This is a genomic window from Nocardioides ureilyticus (assembly GCF_051280745.1).
Taxonomy (GTDB): domain Bacteria; phylum Actinomycetota; class Actinomycetes; order Propionibacteriales; family Nocardioidaceae; genus Nocardioides.
Genome location: NZ_JBNCOG010000053.1, coordinates 1 through 17135 on the forward strand (window position 1 = coordinate 1; position 17135 = coordinate 17135).

The following is a 17135-nucleotide window of genomic DNA, read 5'->3' on the forward strand; positions in this document are numbered from 1 at the left end:
GCCGCGAGCAGGTGCGCAAGGTCCGCACGGCCGGGCCGGCCGACCGCGTGGTCGAGGGCCAGAAGCGGGTCCGGCTCGTCGTGCGCTGACCCGTCGTGGCCCCGGGCCGCGTCAGCGGCCGACGGCCCGGGGCCACGACGTCAGAGGCGGACCAGCATCTTCCCGATGTTGTCGCCGCGGTGGAGCCCGAGGAACGCGGCCACGGTGCTGTCGAGACCCTCGGTGAAGGTCTCGCGGTACCGGACCCGGCCCTCGGCGACCCAGGCGCCGGCACGCTCGTAGAACTCGCGGGCCGCGTCGCCGTGGTCGGTGACGATGAACCCGCGCATCGTGACGCGACGGCTGACCAGCAGCATCAGGTTCCGCGGGCCCGGGGCGGGCTGCTCGTCGTTGTAGGACGCGATCGCGCCGCACAGCGCGATCCGGCCGAAGTCGGCCATCCGCCCGATGGCGGCCTCGAGGTGGTCGCCGCCGACGTTGTCGAAGTAGACGTCGACCCCCCGGCCGTCCAGCCGGTCCGCGAGCTGCCGCGCGACCGGGCCGTCGTGGTAGTCGAAGGCGGCGTCGAAGCCGAGGTCCTCGGTCAGCCACCGCACCTTCTCCGCCGAGCCGGCGGAGCCGATCACGGTGGACGCGCCGAGCTCCCGGGCGACCTGCCCGACGATCGAGCCGACCGCCCCAGCCGCGCCGGAGACGAAGACCGTGTCGCCCTCCTGCACCGGCGCGATGCGGGTCAGCCCGACGTACGCCGTGAGGCCGGGCATGCCGAGCACGCCGAGGTAGGCGCTGGCGGGCACCTGGCCGGCGTCGACCTTCCGCACCTGAGCGGCGGGCAGCAGCGCGTGCTCGCGCCAGCCGGCCTGGTGCAGGACCGTGTCGCCGGGGGAGAGGCTGTCGTCGCCGGAGGCCACGACCTCGCCGACCGCTCCGCCCTCGAGCGGCGCGTCCAGGGCGAAGGGCGGCACGTAGGACTTCGTGTCGTTCATCCGGCCGCGCATGTACGGGTCGACCGACAGCACGGTGTTGCGCACCAGCACCTCACCCGGGCCGGGGTCCGGCAGCTCGGTGGTGACGGTGCGGAAGTTCTCGGGGGTCGGCCAGCCCTGGGGGCGGGAGGCCAGGTGGATCTCGCGGGTCGTCGTGGTCATGCCGCCGATCCTGGCAGCCCGGTGGAGAGCAGCCGCGGCGGAGGGCTCCGGACGCAGCTCGGCCCCGGCCGGTGGGCCGGGGCCGAGCTGTCGTCGAGCTGTCGAGCGGTGGTGGAGCCTCAGCCCTGGATGCCCAGGGCGAACTCCACGGAGCCGTTCGGGTCGACCGCGGCGTCGAGGATCTTGTCGTCGAGCATGGTCGCGGCCTGCTCGTCGAGGTAGACCGTGGCGCCGGCCTGCTCGACCACCTGGTCACCGGGCTCGCCGCGCTCGGCGGCGGTCACGGCGAAGGCGGGCTGCTCCGAGGGGCTCTCGGAGGTGATCCGCAGGCCGGCGGTCTCCGGCAGGCCGGGCTGCGAGGTGATGTCCTTGACGATCGTGCTGGCGTTCTCGGTGAGGGTGAGCATGTGCTCGCCTCCTCCAGATCGAGTGCAGGTCCCTCCCCACCGTTCCCGACCGGGCGCCACGACACAAGTCGACGCCACGCCCGGGCGCGCCATGGCACCCTGACGCCGTGGCCCTCTCCCGACGTCGCCGGGCGCAGGCGTGGCGGTCGGTGCCGGACCAGCACGGTCGCCGGTTCGTCGTGACCGGGGCCAGCAGCGGGGTGGGTCTGGAGACCGCCCGTGCGCTGGCCGGTGCCGGCGCCGAGGTGGTCCTGGCCGTGCGCGACCGCGCCAAGGGGGAGCGGGTGGCCGCGTCGATCGAGGGCCGCACCGAGGTTCGGGTGGTCGACGTCGCCGACCTGTCGTCGGTCCGCGCGTTCGCCGCCGGGCTCGTCGAGAGCGGGGGAGTCGACGTCCTCGTCAACAACGCCGGAGTGCTGGGCGTGCCCTACTCCCGGACCGTCGACGGCTTCGAGACCACGATCGCTACCAACCACCTCGGGCACTTCGCGCTCACGAACCTGTTGCTGCCGGCCCTCCGCGACCGGGTGGTCGTCGTCGGCTCGCGCTCCCACTGGCACGGTGTCGTCGACCCCGACGACCTCGGCTGGGAGCGACGCACCTACCGCCCCTACGCGGCGTACGCCGCCTCGAAGCTGGCCAACCTGCTCTTCCTCGGCGAGCTCCAGCGGCGGCTGACCGCCGCCGGCTCGGTGCTGCGCGCCACCGGCGCGCACCCCGGCTCCACCGCCACCGCGATCACCGGCGGCTCCGGGAACCCGCTCGTCACGCGCATCGGCGCGTGGGGCCACCGGCTGGTCGGGATGGAGGCCTGGGAGGGCGCGCTCCCGGTGCTCCACGCCGCCACGATGGACGTGCCCGGCAACACCTACGTCGGCCCGCACGGTCGCGGGGAGCTGAAGGGCTGGCCGGCCCCCGCGCGCCGTGCCCCGCAGTCCCTCGACCCCGACCTCGCCCGCCGGCTGTGGGAGCGCTCCGAGGAGCTCACCGGCACCTCGTTCCCGCTCTGACCCGTCGAGGTGGGGCGTGTGCATGGTCGACGTGGCGCGCCTGCCGGGTCGACGTGGCGCGCCTGCAGGGCCCGACCGTGGTGGTTGGCGGACGGACGACCCACGACCGAGCGGGCCGGGTCAGGTCACTCCGCGATCGTGACGGCCTCGATGTCGACCGGGTTCTTCGGGGCGACACCGTCCGGTCCGGTCCCGGCCTCGGCCGCTTCCTTGATGGCCTCCAGGCCGGCCTGGTCGACGGTGCCGAAGACGGTGTAGGCAGCCGGCAAGGGAGTCTTGCCGTAGACGATGAAGAACTGCGACCCGCCGGAGTCGGGGGCGCCGGTGTTGGCCATCGCGAGCGTGCCCTCGGGGTAGGCCTCGTCACCCGCGATCTCGTCGGGCACGGTGTAGCCCGGTCCGCCCATGCCGGTCGCGCTCGGGTCGCCGCACTGCAGCACCGAGATGCCGGAGTCGGTGGTCGTCAGCCGGTGACAGGTGGTGTCGTCGAAGTAGTCCTGCTCGGCCAGCGACACGAAGCTGCTCACCGTGCACGGCGCGGCGTCGGCATCGAGCTCGAGACCGATGTCGCCGATGTTCGTCTCCAGCGTCGCCTCGACCGTCCCGCTCACCGTCGCGGCGGACGGCGGCAGCTCGACCTCCCGCGCGGCCTCCCCGGCCTCGGTGTAGGTGCAGCTCACGCCGTCCCCGGCCGGTTCGGACGCGGCCGTCTCGGAGGCGGCGGGCTCGTCGGACGCCGTGGTCGGCTCCTCCTCGCCGCAGGAGGCGAGCATCGAGACGGCGGCCAGCGTGGCCAGGACGGCGAGGGGGCGCTTCAACATGGGTCCGATGCTAGGAACCGGCACCGAACGCCGCCGCGCCGCCTCCCGCCTCTCACATCTCCTCGTGCGTCTCCGGGTCCCCGCCGAAGAGCCGACCGTCCGCACGAGCCAGCCCCGTGATCGCCGCGACCTCCTCGTCGCTCAGCTCGAAGCCCAGCACGTCGAGGTTCTGCCGCTGCCGCTCCGGGGTGGCGGACTTGGGGATCGGCACGTTCCCCAGCTGGAGCTGCCAGCGGAGGATCACCTGGCCGGGCGTGACGCCGTGGCGCTCCGCGGCCTCGGCCACCGGTGGCTCGGTGAACGGCGCCTGGCGCTTCCCGAGCGGGCTCCACGACTCCGTCCGGATGCCCAGCCGGTCGTGGACGGCGCGCATCGCGACCTGCGGGAAGTACGGGTGCAGCTCGATCTGGTTGACCACCGGCGTCACGCCGGTGGCCTCGATGCACCGGGTCAGGTGCTCCTCGGTGAAGTTCGAGACGCCGACGCTGCGGAGCAGGCCCTCGCTGCGCAGGTCGACCAGCGCGCGGTACGCCTCGACGTACTTGCCCACCCGTGGGTTGGGCCAGTGGATGAGGTGCAGGTCGATCCGGTCGAGCCCGAGTGCGTCGAGCGAGCCGCGGATGCTGGCGACGGCGTCGTCGTACGCGTGCGCCCGACCGGGCAGCTTGCTGGTCACGACCAGCTCCTCGCGCGGCACGCCGGAGCGGCGGATCGCCTCACCGACCTCCCGCTCGTTGCCGTAGTTCACGGCCGTGTCGATCAGGCGGTAGCCGGCCTCGATCGCGGAGGTGACCGCGTCGATGCACTCCTGCCCCTTCAGCGGGTAGGTGCCGAAGCCGATGGCCGGCAGGCTGGTGCCGTCGTTGAGGGTGTGCGCCGGGATCACTTGTCGGCCGGGGTCTCGGCGGGCGTGGCCTCGTGGTGGGTCGCGCCGTGGGTACGGCGCTCCTCCTTCATCTCGGCCTCGTACAGGTGGCGGCGGCCGCCGACGAGCGCCTCGCGTGCCTCGCGCTCGACGTCCTTGAACGCCGAGTAGTAGGTGTCGTCGTAGGCCTCGACGATCTGGAAGGTCCACCGGCCCTCGATGACATTGCGGCCGACGACCTCCTCCCGCACCTTGCGGGCGAGGTCGGCATGACCGGCCTTCTCCAGCAGCTCGACGGCGTCGCCGGCGGTGAGGTCGGCGGTGCCGCTCATCCGGTGGAAGTTGTAGAGGAAGCCACGCGCCGCCTCGACCGCCTCGAGCGCCTCCGACAGCTTGCCCAGGGCCTCGACGGTGGCATCGCTGACGCCGTCCGGGCGGGTGTGCCGCTCGTCGGGTCCGGCCATCAGGCCAGGACGCCCGCCGCGTCGACGTTGCCCTGCTGGTTCTCGATGGCGTCGGTCAGGCGGGCGATCTCGTCGTCGCTGAGGTCGACGCCGACCTCGGATGCCCCCTTGCGCAGCTCCTCGGCCACGGTTCCCTCGGTCGCGGTCTCCTGCCAGGAGCTGACGCGGTCGACGACGGCCTGCACGGCCTCGAGCTTCTCGTTGGACTTCTCGCTGGTCATGCCGCGCCGGTACCCACTCCTCCGGGGCGCATCAACGCCGGCGGGACGTGTCAGCGGTCTCGCGCACCGGCGGTGGCCAACGGCCCCGAGGCAGGGGTCGCGGCGGTACGGCGGGGGATCGCGGCCGCGATGACCACGCCGAGGAACGCCGCGCCGGCGCCCACGAGGAAGCAGAGCTGGAAGGCGCCCTCGGTGGGGATCGCGAGGCCCCCGAGGTCCTGGGTGCGGCTGGTGAGCAGCGTGCCCATGACGGCGGCGGCGAGGGTGGTGCCGACCGAGCGCATCAGGGCGTTGACGCCGACCGCCGACCCGGCCTCCCGGGCGGGGACCGCGTCGAGGATGAGGGTCGGCATCGCGGCGTACCCGATCCCGACGCCGGCGGTGGAGATGCACGAGGCGACCAGGAGCTGCCACGGCGCGTCCATCAGCACCAGGGCAGCGAGGTAGCCGACGCCCATGACGCCCGCGCCGAGCATCAGCGTGATCCGTGCGCCGATCGTGCCCATGAGTCGGCCGGAGACCGGTGCGAACACCATCATCGCCAGCCCGGCCGGGGCCATCCAGAGGCCGGCGGCCAGGAGCGACTGCCCTAGTCCGTAGCCGGTGATCTCGGGCAGCTGCAGCAGCTGCGGGACGACGATCGACTGCGCCATCATCCCGAAGCCGACCGCGACGGCCGCGACGTTCGTCATCAGCACGGGCAGGTCCGCGGTGGCGCGGAGGTCGACGAGCGGGTCGGCCTGGCGGAGCTCGTAGAGGCCCCAGACCGCCAGCACCAGCAGGCCGGCGACGATCGCTCCGATGGTCCGCGGGTCGCCCCAGCCCCAGGCGGGTGCCTTGGAGATCCCGACCAGCAGGCCGACGAGGCCGAGGGCGAGGCCCACGCCGCCCACGACGTCGAGCCGGCCGGGCTGGGCGTCGTGCACGTGGGGCACGGCGAACCAGGACAGCGCGGTCACGAGCACGGCGAGGCCGGCGGCGACCCAGAAGAGCGCGTGCCAGTCGCCGACCTGGGCGATCCAGGCGGACAGCGGCAGCCCGATCGCCCCGCCGACGCCGAGGGTCGCGCTCATCGCGGCGACGGAGGTGCCGGCCATCGCGGGCGGCACGATCTCGCGCATCAGCGAGATCCCGACGGGGATGAACCCCATCGCCAGGCCCTGCAGCGCCCGACCGACCAGCATCGGGGCCAGGGTGTCGGAGAGCGCGCAGACCACCGACCCGACCACGAGCACAGCCGCGGTGGCCACGAGCACCCGCTGCTTGCCGAGAAGGTCGGCGAGCCGGCCGGCGATCGGCATCGCGACCGCCCCGGCCAGCAGGGTCACCGTCACGACCCAGGCGGTGCTGGACGCGGAGCTGTCGAGGAAGACCGGCAGCTCGCCCTGGATCGGGATGACCAGGGTCTGGGTGAGTGCGGTCGTCAGTCCGCCGAAGCAGAGCACGACCACGGCGAGCCGCGGGTCGACGCCGGTGGCGGGGGAGGAGCTGGTGCGGGACAACGGGGGCCTTCCTCGAGCGTGGTCCCCGGTACCGTACAGATGATTGCCTTAGACAACCAATAGTGACGCGCTCGGCGGCGCCGCTCAGAAGGCGCGGGCGCCCGCGCCCCAAGCGGCCAGCGCCGCCTCGGAGCTGTCGATGCGCCAGTCGGCCTCCTTGAGCAGGGAGAACCAGGTCACTCCGGTGACCTCGGGGTGGGCGTCCAACCAGGCCCACATGTCGGTGATCCAAGCGGCCTTGTCACCGCCGGCACCTTCGGGAGCAGCGGTCTCGGTGATGTGGATCGGACGGGTGGTCAGCGCGTCGAGCTCGGCGACGCCCTGACCGAACACCTCGCCGAAGGACTGCCAGGTCGACCACGGCTGCGTCGTACCCCAGTTGTAGCCGTCGAGGCCGACCCGGCCGATGTAGGCGTCGCCGGGGTAGAGGGACGACAGGGGAGTGGAGCCGGCGTACGGCACGTTCGCCGACCAGCTCCAGGTCACGTTCCCGACCTTGGCCCGGTCGCTGCGGGTCGCTTCTGAAGTGAGACTCGCGCGCTTCGTCCGGCGGGAGTGTCGGCCAAGGCCAATAGCCTGACCGCATGACATACGCGAATGTCGGCACCTTGGGTGCCCTGCCCGGCAAGCGCGACGAGCTCGTCGCTCACCTGACGAGCTCCAAGCCTGGGCTTGCCGAGGCTGGCTGCCTGCTCTACGAGGTCGGCACTTCCGACGACGAGCCGGACACGGTGTTCGTCGCCGAGTTGTGGAGCTCGGCGGAGGCTCACCGAGCGTCTCTCGAGCTCCCAGAGGTTCAGGAAGCCATTGCGGCGGCTCGTCCGCTGCTCTCGGGCCAGTTCGGCGGATTCGCGTTCGACGTGGTCGGCTCGCCGATCCGCGCGTCCTAGAGGACTCGGACTCGGCCGCCGGGCGCAGTTGGCGCGAGAAACTGACGCTTCGCTGCCATTGTGATGGCCGAGAAGCGTGAGGATCGGCCGGGGAGTGCAGGGTCAATGTTCGCCAGTTGACATAATGTCAGTTATCGGCGAAGCATGGACGGGTTGATCAGGTGCTTACAGCTTGGCCGCTACCACCGTGTAGTTCTCGGCGTCAAGGAGAAGCGTGCGCCGTTCCGCACGTAGTCCGACGCGGAGCCTCTGGCCCTCACGAGCTCCCAGGTACGCGAGGTGAGCACCAAGTGCCCTCCACGGCGCAGAAGCCGTGACATCGACGCCAACGCCGCAACCCTTCCACCCGCACCTTCCGCGTGGTGCAGCGAGTTGCCGACGCAGAACACCATGTCGAAGGTGGCGTCGCCGAAATGGTCGGGCAGTTCTTGCCAGTCGGCTCGCACGGTCCGGATAGATGCCTCGTGCTCCTCAGACAGCTCCGCAGTCCGACGAACCATCGCTGCGCTGGCGTCGGTCGCGACAACTTGCATGCCACGACCGGCGAGACCGACCGCCAGCTGACCGGTACCGCACGAACAATCGAGCACCTGAGCATTCGGAGGCGCGAGACCCAGGACGTCCTCGAACGACGCCGCGAACTCAGCCGGGGTCAGCTTCGCATCCGAGATCAACCACTCGTAGACCTCGGCAAGGGAGTCATAGCTCGTCAGAAGGGTCACCTCAGTCACGCGGCAGAATCACGGTGGCACGTCAGTACATCAGCGGGCAGGTTGGCTCGCCAGCGCTTTCAATATCCGTACTGTGCTCCTGCGGTCACCTCAGCGGCACCGAAACCGCTGAGATGCTGGGGCGGCGGTGCTCAGCCCTCCGCGTCCTCCACCGGCTCGAGGCCGAGCAGCACACCGACGGCTGCAGCCACGTCCCGCGGGGTGCGCAGGAAGTGCAGATGGCCCGCGTCGTCGAGCCGGGCCGTCGACCAGCCGCACGCCTGGGCGAACGCCAGCTCGTCGGCGTAGGTGTCACCGAAGGCCAGGTACGCGTTGTGGCCGTGGCACCAGCCGCCGGGCGGCTCGATCGCCGCGTCGAAGTACGCCAACGGCAGCCGCGGGCACGACCTGTCGATCCACTCCACCAAGTGCTCGGGCACGGTCCGACGGAGGTCCTCCTCGGGCCACCACCGGCTCCAGGGCGGCAGCGACCCGTGGGCGTCCGCGAGCTCCCCGAGCCGCGCCCGGAAGGCTGCGGGAGCCAGCCGGGTCTCCCCTGCCTCGGGAGGCAGCGCCGCGTCCAGAAAGACGATGCGTGCGTCCGACGACGCGGCGGCGCGGACCGACGGCGCGAAGTAGCCGGCGTTGCTGTGCGCCACCAGCGTCCCGACGTCGGCGGCCACGGCCGCGGCCGTCCACCACTCCAGCACGTCGTGCGGGCGGGTGGGGTCAGCCAGCGCCGCGACGTCGCAGCGGAGCCCCGCCTCCTCCAGGCAGTCCCGCAGCGGCGTGTAGGCGGCCGCGGGCAGCAGCGGACTGGGCAGGACCAGCACGTCGAGCGTCATCCTCGTCCTCCCACGTACGCCGCGAGGTGCTGGCCGGTGAGCGTCGAGCGGTCGGCGACCAGGTCCGCCGGCGTGCCCTCGAAGACGACCTGTCCGCCGTCGTGCCCGGCGCCCGGGCCGAGGTCGATGATCCAATCGGCGTGCGCCATGACGGCCTGGTGGTGCTCGATGACGATGACCGACCTGCCCGAGTCGACCAGCCGGTCCAGCAGCCCGAGCAGCTGCTCGACGTCGGCGAGGTGGAGGCCGGTCGTCGGCTCGTCGAGCACGTAGACCTCGCCCTTGTCCGCCATCTGGGTGGCGAGCTTCAGTCGCTGCCGCTCGCCCCCGGAGAGCGTGGTCAGTGGCTGGCCCAGCGTGAGGTAGCCGAGGCCGACGTCGGCCAGCCGGTCCAGGACCTTGTGGGCGGCCGGGGTGCGGGCCTCCCCCTCGCCGAAGAACACCTCCGCGTCGGTCACCGACATCGCCAGCACCTCGGCGATGTCGCGGCCGCCGAGGGTGTACTCCAGCACCGCCGGCTGGAAGCGCCTGCCCTCGCAGTCCTCGCACGTCGACTCGACGGTGGCCATCACTCCCAGCTCGGTGTAGATCACCCCCGCGCCGTTGCAGGTCGGGCAGGCGCCCTCGGAGTTGGAGCTGAACAGCGCCGGCTTCACGCCGTTCGCCTTGGCGAAGGCCTTCCGGATCGGCTCCAGCAGCCCCGTGTACGTCGCAGGGTTGCTGCGCCGCGAGCCACGGATCGCTCCCTGGTCGACGACCACCACACCGTCGCGGCCGGCGATCGAGCCGTGCACCAGCGAGCTCTTCCCGGAGCCGGCGACCCCGGTGACCACGACCAGCACCCCCAGCGGCACGTCGACGTCGACGTCGCGGAGGTTGTGGCTGTCGGCCCCGCGCACCTCGAGCGAGCCGGAGGGAGTGCGGACCGACCCCTTGAGCGCCGCCCGGTCGTCGAGGTGCTGGCCGGTCAGCGTCCCGCTCCGCCGCAGACCTCCGACGGTGCCCTCGAAGACGACCTGTCCGCCCGCCGTACCTGCCCGCGGGCCGAGGTCGACGACGTGGTCGGCGATCGCGATCGTCTCGGGCTTGTGCTCGACGACCAGGACGGTGTTGCCCTTGTCGCGCAGCTGGAGCAGCAGGGCGTTCATCCGCTCGATGTCGTGCGGGTGCAGCCCGATGGTCGGCTCGTCGAAGACGTAGGTGACGTCGGTCAGGGAGGACCCGAGGTGGCGGATCATCTTGGTGCGCTGCGCCTCTCCCCCGGACAGCGTCCCCGCCGGCCGGTCGAGGGAGAGGTAGCCCAGACCGATCTCGGTGAAGGAGTCGAGCAGGTGCCGCAGCCCGGCCAGCAGCGGGGCGACCGACGGCTCGTCCAGGTCGCGCACCCACGTGGCGAGGTCGCTGATCTGCATGGCGCAGAGCTCGGCGATGTTCTTCCCGCGGATGCGCGAGGAGAGCGCTTCGCGGGTCAGCCTGGTCCCCTCGCACTCGGGGCAGGTCGTGAAGGTGATCGCCCGCTCGACGAACGCCCGGATGTGCGGCTGCATCGCGTCGACGTCCTTGGAGAGCATCGACTTCTGGATCTTCGGGATCAGCCCCTCGAACGTCAGGTTGACCCCGTCGACCTTGATCTTGGTGGGCTCCTTGTACAGCAGGTCCTGCAGCTCGCGCTTGCCGTACTTGCCGATCGGCTTGTCCATGTCGAAGCCGGCGCCGCTGAAGATCCGGCCGTACCAGCCGTCCATGCTGTAGCCGGGCACGGTGAGCGCCCCCTCGCTGAGCGACTTCGTCTCGTCGTACAGAGCGGTGAGGTCGAAGTCGGAGACTGACCCCATCCCCTCGCACCGTGGGCACATCCCGCCGAGCCGCTCGAACGTCGCCTTCTCGGCCTTGGTCTTCGCGCCGCGCTCGACGGTGACGGCGCCGCTGCCGCGGACGGTCGGGATGTTGAAGGAGAAGGCGTGGGGCGAGCCGATGTGGGGGTCGCCGAGCCGGCTGAACAGGATCCGCAGCATCGCGTTCGCGTCGGTCGCGGTGCCCACGGTCGAGCGCGGGTTGGCGCCCATCCGCTCCTGGTCGACGATGATCGCGGTGGTCAACCCCTCGAGCAGGTCGACCTCCGGGCGGGCCAGGGAGGGCATGAAGCCCTGGACGAAGGCGCTGTAGGTCTCGTTGATCAGCCGCTGCGACTCCGCGGCGATGGTGCCGAAGACCAGGGAGCTCTTGCCGGAGCCGGAGACGCCGGTGAAGACGGTGAGCCGGCGCTTCGGCAGCTCGACGTCGACGTCCTTGAGGTTGTTCTCCCGCGCGCCGTGCACGCGGATCAGGTCGTGGGTGTCTGCGGGATGGGGTGCGGGGTGGGATGGACTGGCCACGACCGGCATCCTCGCCGGGTGCGGCCCCGGCGTCCAGCCGGTTCGCTGCGCCGCAGGTCAGGCGGTCAGGAAGACCCGGAGGGCAGAGACGAAGGCCTCCGGCTGCTCGGAGTGCACCCAGTGCCCGGCACCCTTGATGGTCACCAGCCGGGTGCGTGGGAAGAGCCGGCGCATGACGTCGTCGTGCTCGTCGCGGACGTACGGCGAGCGCTCACCCGAGAGCCAGAGCACCGGGTGGTCGAAGGTGGCGTCGAGGTCGGGGAACCCGCCGATGGTGTCGAGCTCGGCGCGCAGCAGCGGCAGGTTGGCCTGCCAGTGCAGACCCTCGCCGCCCGAGCGCAGGTTCTGCAGCAGGAACCCGCGCACCCGCTCGTCCCGGATCCGCGCGGAGAGCACCTCGTCGGCGTCCGAGCGGCGGGTCAGCGCGTCGAGGTCCAGCGCGAGGAGGCTGTCGAGCAGGTGCTCGAACTCGCCGGAGCCGTCGGTGTCGACCGGGGAGATGTCGACGACGACCAGCCGGTCGACCAGGTCGGGGTGGCGCAGCGCGAGCACCATCGCCACCTTGCCGCCCATGGAGTGGCCGACCACGTGCACCGGTCCCCCTGCGGCGAAGCCCTCGCGCAGGTGGGCCGCCACCGCGTCGGCGACGTCGACGTAGTCGATGGTGTCGGTCCATCCCGACCGCCCGTGGTTCGGCAGGTCGACGAGGAGCGAGTGGAGCTCCGGCGTCAGCGCCTTGGCGGCCTGGGTGAAGTTCCGGCCCTGGCCGAAGAGACCGTGCAGGAAGGCGACGCGGGCGCCGCCCTCCCCCACCTCGGTGCTGTGCAGGTCGGGAAGGTCCGGGTCGGTGCTCACCCCGGCAGCGTACGGCGGGGCCCGCACCGGCGGGCGTCGGCCCGACCGGGTGCTCTGGATGGCCCGAACGGGCCAGATCCGGTGTGTTGCGTACCACATCGTGCCGTCGCGGCTCTACCGTCGTAGCACCAACTCCGGGGGTACATCGCCATGTGGGACACCGTCCAGACCAACGCCATGCCGCTCTCGCACGACCTTCCGTGCGGTCGGTGCGGGCACGCCACGCACACCTTCCTGGCGTGCTCCGACACCTGTGACTGCGAGCCGCTGGGCGCGCCCGCCCCCGAGCTCTCCCCCGCCTGAGCCCCGCCTGAGCCCCGCCTGAGGCCCGCTCGAGCCCTGCCGGGCGCGCTCAGTTCGGGTAGGCCACGTCCACGGCAGCGACCTGCTCGAGCGTCGGCCGGTGCGGTGCGCCGTCGACGACACCGCGCGACCACGCGAGGTGCAGCGCGTCCTCGCGGACCTCGAGCAGCGCCAGGTTGTTGTCGTACCAAGGACCCTTGGTCAGCCGCCACCGCAGCGGGCTGCGCGGCACCCGACCGCCCAGCAGCCTCCCGGTCGGCCGGGCGGTGCCGTGCGAGGCGGCGTCCATGGCCATCCGCATGACCTTGGGCAGCGGGTTGCGGATCGGCGAGCAGACCGCCTGCACGATCGCGCTCTGCGCGGTCCGGCCCGTCGCCGGGTCGGGAGTCGCGAGGGCGACGTAGCTGTGGTGGACGTCACCGGAGAGGAAGGTGACCGTCCGCGGGGCTCGGCCGCGCTCCCCCGCCGCCACCTCGATGGCCATCCGGGCGACGCGCTGGAAGCCCTCCTGGAACGCCGCCCAGTGCTCCAGGTCGGCTGCCTGGCGGATCTTCTCCCCCAGCGGCTTGAGCAGCCGGCCGAACCGGCCCTGGGCGACCGCCTCGCTGAACGCCTCCGCATGGTGCAGCGCGGGCGCGAGGAGGAACGGCAGCGACGTCCCGACCAGCAGGTGGTCGACGTCGCCGGTCATCTGCTGGTCGAGCCAGGCCATCTCGTCGTCGTCGAGCATGACCCGGTGGTCCGGGTCGAGCACCCGCGCGGCGCGGGAGTCGACGACCACCAGCCGCGCCTGGCTGCCGAAGTCGCGCCGGAAGCTCCAGCGGTAGCTCTCGGGCTGCTGGTCGGCGCGGTCGGCCAGCGCGTCGAGGTCGGAGGAGACGTCGAGCTCGTCGGGGCCGTCGTGGGTCGCGATCCGCCGCCACAGGGCGTCCTCGAGCCGCTCGGCGGGGCTGAGGTTGCCCAGGTGCTGGTGGACCCAGTACGACGCGAGGCCGCCCACCACGCGGTCGTGCCACCAGTCGGTGGCCTCCATCTGGGCCCGCCACGTCGCGCTGGTGTTCCAGTCGTCGCGGATGTCGTGGTCGTCGAAGATCATCGCGCTGGAGACGGTCGAGAGGAGCCACCGGTTGGCGGGGTCGCTCCACGCGAGCCGGTAGAGGTGGGCGTACTCCTCGTAGTCCTGCAGCTCGTACCAGGGCGCCTCGGTGGGGTCGCGCCGCGCCTGGATGAACTCGCGCATCTCGTCACTGGTCTCGTCGGCGTAGACCTGGTCGCCCAAGAAGAGGACGAGGTCGGGCCAGCCGGGCACGACACCCGGAGAGTCGGCCGGGTCCTGGCCTGGCGCGTGGGCGCTCGCCCGCCGCGCGAGGTCGAGGGCGTAGGCCCGCATGGCGTCGACCCCGTGGGCGGCGTTGCCGGCCTCGTCGTGGGGCACGCTCACCCGGCAGGAGCCGTACAGCATCCGCAACGGCCGGCCGTCGGCCAGCGTCTGTACCGCCGGCGGCGGATACGGGCTGTCGACAGGAGGCCAGACCTGCTGGCCGTCCAGCTCCACGACGTACGGCGTGCGGGTGCCGGGCGCGAGGCCGTCGAGGTCGACGAGCGCGTAGTGGTGGCCGTGGACGGCGAAGGTCCGCCGCCGCGCCACCACCGCCGCCTCCCCCGTGCCCGCGCGCACGGTCACCCACGCGCCGTGGTCGGCCTCGACCCAGATGGTCGCAGTGGTCTCGTCGACGAACCGCAGGAGCGGTCCGAGTCGAAGGCTGTTGGTGATGGTTCCTCCCCGGTCCGTGGACGGACCCTACGCCCGGGCTGGTCAGGGCTCGAGGAGGACCTTGACCGCGCGGCGCTCGTCCATGGCGCGGTAGCCCTCGGCCACCTCGTCGAGGGGCAGGGTCAGGTCGAAGACCTTGCCCGGGTCGATCGTGCCGTCGAGCACCAGCGCCAGCAGGTCGGGGAGGTACCGGCGGACCGGTGCCATCCCGCCGGCGAGGCCGACGTTCTTCTGGAACATCCGCCGCACCGGCAGCTCGACGCCGTGCGGGACGCCGACGAAGCCGACCGTCGCGCCCGGACGGGCGACGGCGAACGCCGTACCCATCGCCTGGTCGGTGCCGACGCACTCGAGGACCGCGTCGGCGCCGACCCCGTCGGTGATCTCCTTGATCACCGCGGCGCCCTCCTTGCCGCGCTCCGCGACGACGTGGGTGGCCCCGAACGCCTCGGCGATCCGCTGTCGCGGCTCGTGGCGCGACATCACGACCACCTTCTCCGCGCCCATGGTGGAGGCGGCCAGCACCCCGCAGAGCCCCACGGCGCCGTCCCCGACGACGACGACCGTGTTGCCGGCCTGCACGCGGGCCGAGACGGCCGCGTGCCAGCCCGTCGGCATCACGTCGGACAGCGCGACGAGCGACGGGACGAGGGCCGCGTCGGGCTCGCCGCCGTTGACCCGCACCAGCGAGCCGTCGGCGTGCACCACCCGCGCGTACTCGCTCTGCCCCGTTGTCGTCATGCCGAGGTTGACGCAGGCCGACTGGACTCCCGCCCGACAGTGCGCGCAGGTGCCGTCGCAGTGGTCGAACGGCACCACGACGAAGTCCCCGACCGAGAGGTCGCGCACCTCGCTGCCCACCTCGGCCACGACGCCGATGCACTCGTGCCCGATCGTCTGGCCCTCGGTGATCGGGTTCTCGCCGCGGTAGGGCCACAGGTCGGAGCCGCAGATGCACGAGGCGGTGATCCTCACCACGGCGTCGGTGGGCTCCTCGATCGTGGGGTCCGGGACCTCAGAGAGACGGATGTCACGGGGGCCGTGGATGGTGGTGGCGCGCATGCTGGTCATCCTGCACCCTTGGTGGCTGGTCCGCCCCGGGCCGGCACCGTGGCCCGGCTCCCGGGCAGGGGCCGCTCGCCCGACACGCGGGTCTCGCGGGGATCGCGATATCTCACATGTGAGTTAGCGTGGTGACCATGACGCAGGACTACAAGGGGCGGATCGGCAACCTCATCCGCGACGCCCGCAAGCACCGGGGCCTCACCCAGGCCCAGCTCGCCGACCTCCTGGCCACCAGCCAGAGCGCCATCAACCGGATCGAGAAGGGACAGCAGAACCTGTCGCTCGAGATGATCGCCCGCATCGGTGCCGCGCTGGACTCCGAGATCGTCGCCCTCGGCGCCGGCCCCACCCACCTCCGGGTCACCGGGCCCACGACGCTCTCCGGCCGGATCGAGGTCAAGACCTCCAAGAACGCCGGCGTCGCGCTGCTGTGCGCCTCGCTGCTGAACCGCGGTCGCACCACGCTGCGGAAGGTCGCCCGGATCGAGGAGGTCAACCGCCTGCTCGAGGTGCTCAACAGCCTCGGCGTCCAGACCACCTGGCTCAACGCCGAGAACGATCTCGAGATCGTCCCCCCGCCCGAGCTGGAGCTCGGCGCGGTCGACGAGACCGCGGCCCGCCGCACCCGCTCGATCATCATGTTCCTCGGCCCGCTGCTGCACCGTGCCGACACCTTCGAGCTCCCGTACGCCGGTGGCTGCGACCTCGGCACCCGCACCGTCGAGCCGCACATGGCCGCGCTGCGCCCGTTCGGCCTCGAGGTCAAGGCGACCGACGGCTCCTACCACGCCCAGGTCAACCGGGCCATCGAGCCCGGCCGGCCGATCGTGCTCACCGAGCGCGGCGACACCGTGACCGAGAACGCCCTCATGGCCGCTGCGCTGCACCCGGGCACGACGGTCATCCGCAACGCGTCGTCGAACTACATGGTCCAGGACCTCTGCTTCTACCTGCAGAAGCTGGGTGTCCGGGTCGACGGCATCGGCAGCACGACGCTCACCGTGACCGGGGTGCGCGAGATCGACGTCGACGTCGACTACGCACCCAGCGAGGACCCGATCGAGGCGATGTCGCTGCTGGCGGCCGCGATCGTCACCCAGTCCGAGATCACCATCGAGCGGGTGCCGATCGAGTTCCTCGAGATCGAGCTGGCGCTGCTGGAGGAGATGGGCTTCTCCTACGACCGCTCCGAGGAGTACGTCGCGCTCAACGGCCAGACCCGCCTCGTCGACATCACCACGCACCCCTCGCGGCTGCACGCACCGCTGGACAAGATCCACCCGATGCCGTTCCCCGGCCTCAACATCGACAACCTGCCGTTCTTCGCGGTCATCGCGGCCGTCGCGGAGGGCCAGACGCTGCTGCACGACTGGGTCTACGAGAACCGGGCCATCTACCTGACCGACCTCAACAAGCTCGGTGGCCGGGTCAAGCTCCTCGACCCCCACCGGGTGATGATCGAGGGCCCGACGTCGTTCTCCGGCGCGGAGCTGATGTGCCCGCCGGCGCTCCGCCCGGCCGTGGTCATCCTTCTGGCGATGCTCGCATCGAAGGGCACCTCGGTGCTGCGCAGCACCTACGTCATCCACCGCGGCTACGAGGACTTGGCCGAGCGCCTCAACCTGCTCGGCGCGAACATCGAGTCCTTCCGCGACATCTGACCGGGTTCGGTGGTCGAGCGGGTGGGATCGGTGGTCGAGCTTGTCGAGACCACGGTCGGGTTCGGTGGTCGAGCTTGTCGAGACCACGGTCGGGTTCGGTGGTCGAGCTTGTCGAGACCACGGTCGAGTTCGGTGGTCGAGCTTGTCGAGACCACGGTCGAGTTCGGTGGTCGAGCTTGTCGAGACCACGGTCGAGTTCGGTGGTCGAGCTTGTCGAGA

General features: G+C 71.8%; 18 protein-coding genes. 4 read left to right on the forward strand and 14 right to left on the reverse strand.

Annotated elements, in window-relative coordinates; all coding sequences use genetic code 11:
* Positions 1-140 precede the first annotated feature (140 nt).
* The gene (locus tag ACSMHG_RS18770; RefSeq protein ID WP_435747974.1) at positions 141-1148 is read right to left on the reverse strand and encodes an NADP-dependent oxidoreductase; all 1008 of its coding nucleotides are present in this window, start codon (positions 1146-1148) and stop codon (positions 141-143) included.
* A gap of 119 nt (positions 1149-1267) precedes the next feature.
* A complete protein-coding gene (locus ACSMHG_RS18775) occupies positions 1268-1555 on the reverse strand; it encodes a Fe-S cluster assembly protein HesB (protein ID WP_435747976.1) in 288 nt (95 codons plus the stop codon).
* 107 nt (positions 1556-1662) lie between these two features.
* Here ACSMHG_RS18775 and ACSMHG_RS18780 point away from each other — a divergent pair, with 107 nt between their 5' ends.
* On the forward strand, positions 1663-2565 hold the full coding sequence (locus ACSMHG_RS18780; protein ID WP_435747978.1) for an oxidoreductase: 903 nt from the start codon (positions 1663-1665) through the stop codon (positions 2563-2565).
* 125 nt (positions 2566-2690) lie between these two features.
* On the opposite strand, the gene ACSMHG_RS18785 is transcribed toward ACSMHG_RS18780, so the two are convergent.
* From ACSMHG_RS18785 to ACSMHG_RS18810, 6 genes are all read right to left on the reverse strand, one after another.
* Complete coding sequence (locus ACSMHG_RS18785; RefSeq protein ID WP_435747980.1) at positions 2691-3386, reverse strand: peptidylprolyl isomerase; 696 nt, start codon at positions 3384-3386, stop codon at positions 2691-2693.
* Between the two features lie 52 nt (positions 3387-3438).
* Positions 3439-4272 carry an aldo/keto reductase gene (locus ACSMHG_RS18790; protein WP_435747982.1) on the reverse strand — a complete coding sequence of 278 codons (834 nt, stop codon included), beginning with the start codon at positions 4270-4272 and terminating at the stop codon, positions 3439-3441.
* The gene (locus tag ACSMHG_RS18795; RefSeq protein WP_435747984.1) at positions 4269-4715 is read right to left on the reverse strand and encodes a hypothetical protein; all 447 of its coding nucleotides are present in this window, start codon (positions 4713-4715) and stop codon (positions 4269-4271) included. Before ACSMHG_RS18795 ends, ACSMHG_RS18790 begins: the two co-directional genes overlap by 4 nt.
* Positions 4715-4936, reverse strand: a complete 222-nt coding sequence (locus ACSMHG_RS18800) for a hypothetical protein (protein WP_435747986.1) — start codon at positions 4934-4936, stop codon at positions 4715-4717. The genes ACSMHG_RS18795 and ACSMHG_RS18800 overlap by 1 nt, the downstream gene beginning before the upstream one ends.
* 50 nt (positions 4937-4986) lie before the next feature.
* Positions 4987-6438: an MFS transporter gene (locus tag ACSMHG_RS18805; RefSeq protein ID WP_435747988.1), complete on the reverse strand. Its 1452-nt coding sequence runs from the start codon at positions 6436-6438 to the stop codon at positions 4987-4989.
* Between the two features lie 84 nt (positions 6439-6522).
* Positions 6523-6924, reverse strand: coding sequence for a glycoside hydrolase family 26 protein (locus tag ACSMHG_RS18810; protein WP_435747990.1), 402 nt, complete (start codon positions 6922-6924; stop codon positions 6523-6525).
* 98 nt (positions 6925-7022) lie between these two features.
* On the opposite strand from ACSMHG_RS18810, the gene ACSMHG_RS18815 reads away from it, so the two are divergent.
* A complete protein-coding gene (locus ACSMHG_RS18815) occupies positions 7023-7328 on the forward strand; it encodes a putative quinol monooxygenase (RefSeq protein WP_435747992.1) in 306 nt (101 codons plus the stop codon).
* A gap of 179 nt (positions 7329-7507) precedes the next feature.
* Here the strand turns inward: ACSMHG_RS18815 and ACSMHG_RS18820 are convergent, their stop codons facing one another.
* The 4 genes from ACSMHG_RS18820 to ACSMHG_RS18835 form a co-directional block, all read right to left on the reverse strand.
* Positions 7508-8059 carry a class I SAM-dependent methyltransferase gene (locus ACSMHG_RS18820; RefSeq protein ID WP_435747994.1) on the reverse strand — a complete coding sequence of 184 codons (552 nt, stop codon included), beginning with the start codon at positions 8057-8059 and terminating at the stop codon, positions 7508-7510.
* Between the two features lie 131 nt (positions 8060-8190).
* Positions 8191-8883: a hypothetical protein gene (locus ACSMHG_RS18825; RefSeq protein WP_435747996.1), complete on the reverse strand. Its 693-nt coding sequence runs from the start codon at positions 8881-8883 to the stop codon at positions 8191-8193.
* On the reverse strand, positions 8880-11267 hold the full coding sequence (locus tag ACSMHG_RS18830) for an ATP-binding cassette domain-containing protein (RefSeq protein ID WP_435747998.1): 2388 nt from the start codon (positions 11265-11267) through the stop codon (positions 8880-8882). The genes ACSMHG_RS18825 and ACSMHG_RS18830 overlap by 4 nt, the downstream gene beginning before the upstream one ends.
* Positions 11268-11315: 48 nt before the next feature.
* Positions 11316-12113, reverse strand: a complete 798-nt coding sequence (locus tag ACSMHG_RS18835) for an alpha/beta fold hydrolase (protein ID WP_435748000.1) — start codon at positions 12111-12113, stop codon at positions 11316-11318.
* 150 nt (positions 12114-12263) lie between these two features.
* On the opposite strand from ACSMHG_RS18835, the gene ACSMHG_RS18840 reads away from it, so the two are divergent.
* A complete protein-coding gene (locus tag ACSMHG_RS18840; protein WP_435748002.1) occupies positions 12264-12416 on the forward strand; it encodes a hypothetical protein in 153 nt (50 codons plus the stop codon).
* 49 nt (positions 12417-12465) lie between these two features.
* On the opposite strand, the gene ACSMHG_RS18845 is transcribed toward ACSMHG_RS18840, so the two are convergent.
* On the reverse strand, positions 12466-14190 hold the full coding sequence (locus tag ACSMHG_RS18845; protein WP_435748006.1) for an alkaline phosphatase D family protein: 1725 nt from the start codon (positions 14188-14190) through the stop codon (positions 12466-12468).
* 42 nt (positions 14191-14232) lie between these two features.
* Complete coding sequence (locus ACSMHG_RS18850; protein ID WP_435748008.1) at positions 14233-15252, reverse strand: zinc-dependent alcohol dehydrogenase family protein; 1020 nt, start codon at positions 15250-15252, stop codon at positions 14233-14235.
* Positions 15253-15389: 137 nt separating this feature from the next.
* Here ACSMHG_RS18850 and ACSMHG_RS18855 point away from each other — a divergent pair, with 137 nt between their 5' ends.
* A complete protein-coding gene (locus ACSMHG_RS18855) occupies positions 15390-16916 on the forward strand; it encodes a UDP-N-acetylglucosamine 1-carboxyvinyltransferase (RefSeq protein ID WP_435748004.1) in 1527 nt (508 codons plus the stop codon).
* The last annotated feature ends 219 nt before the right edge of the window (positions 16917-17135 follow it).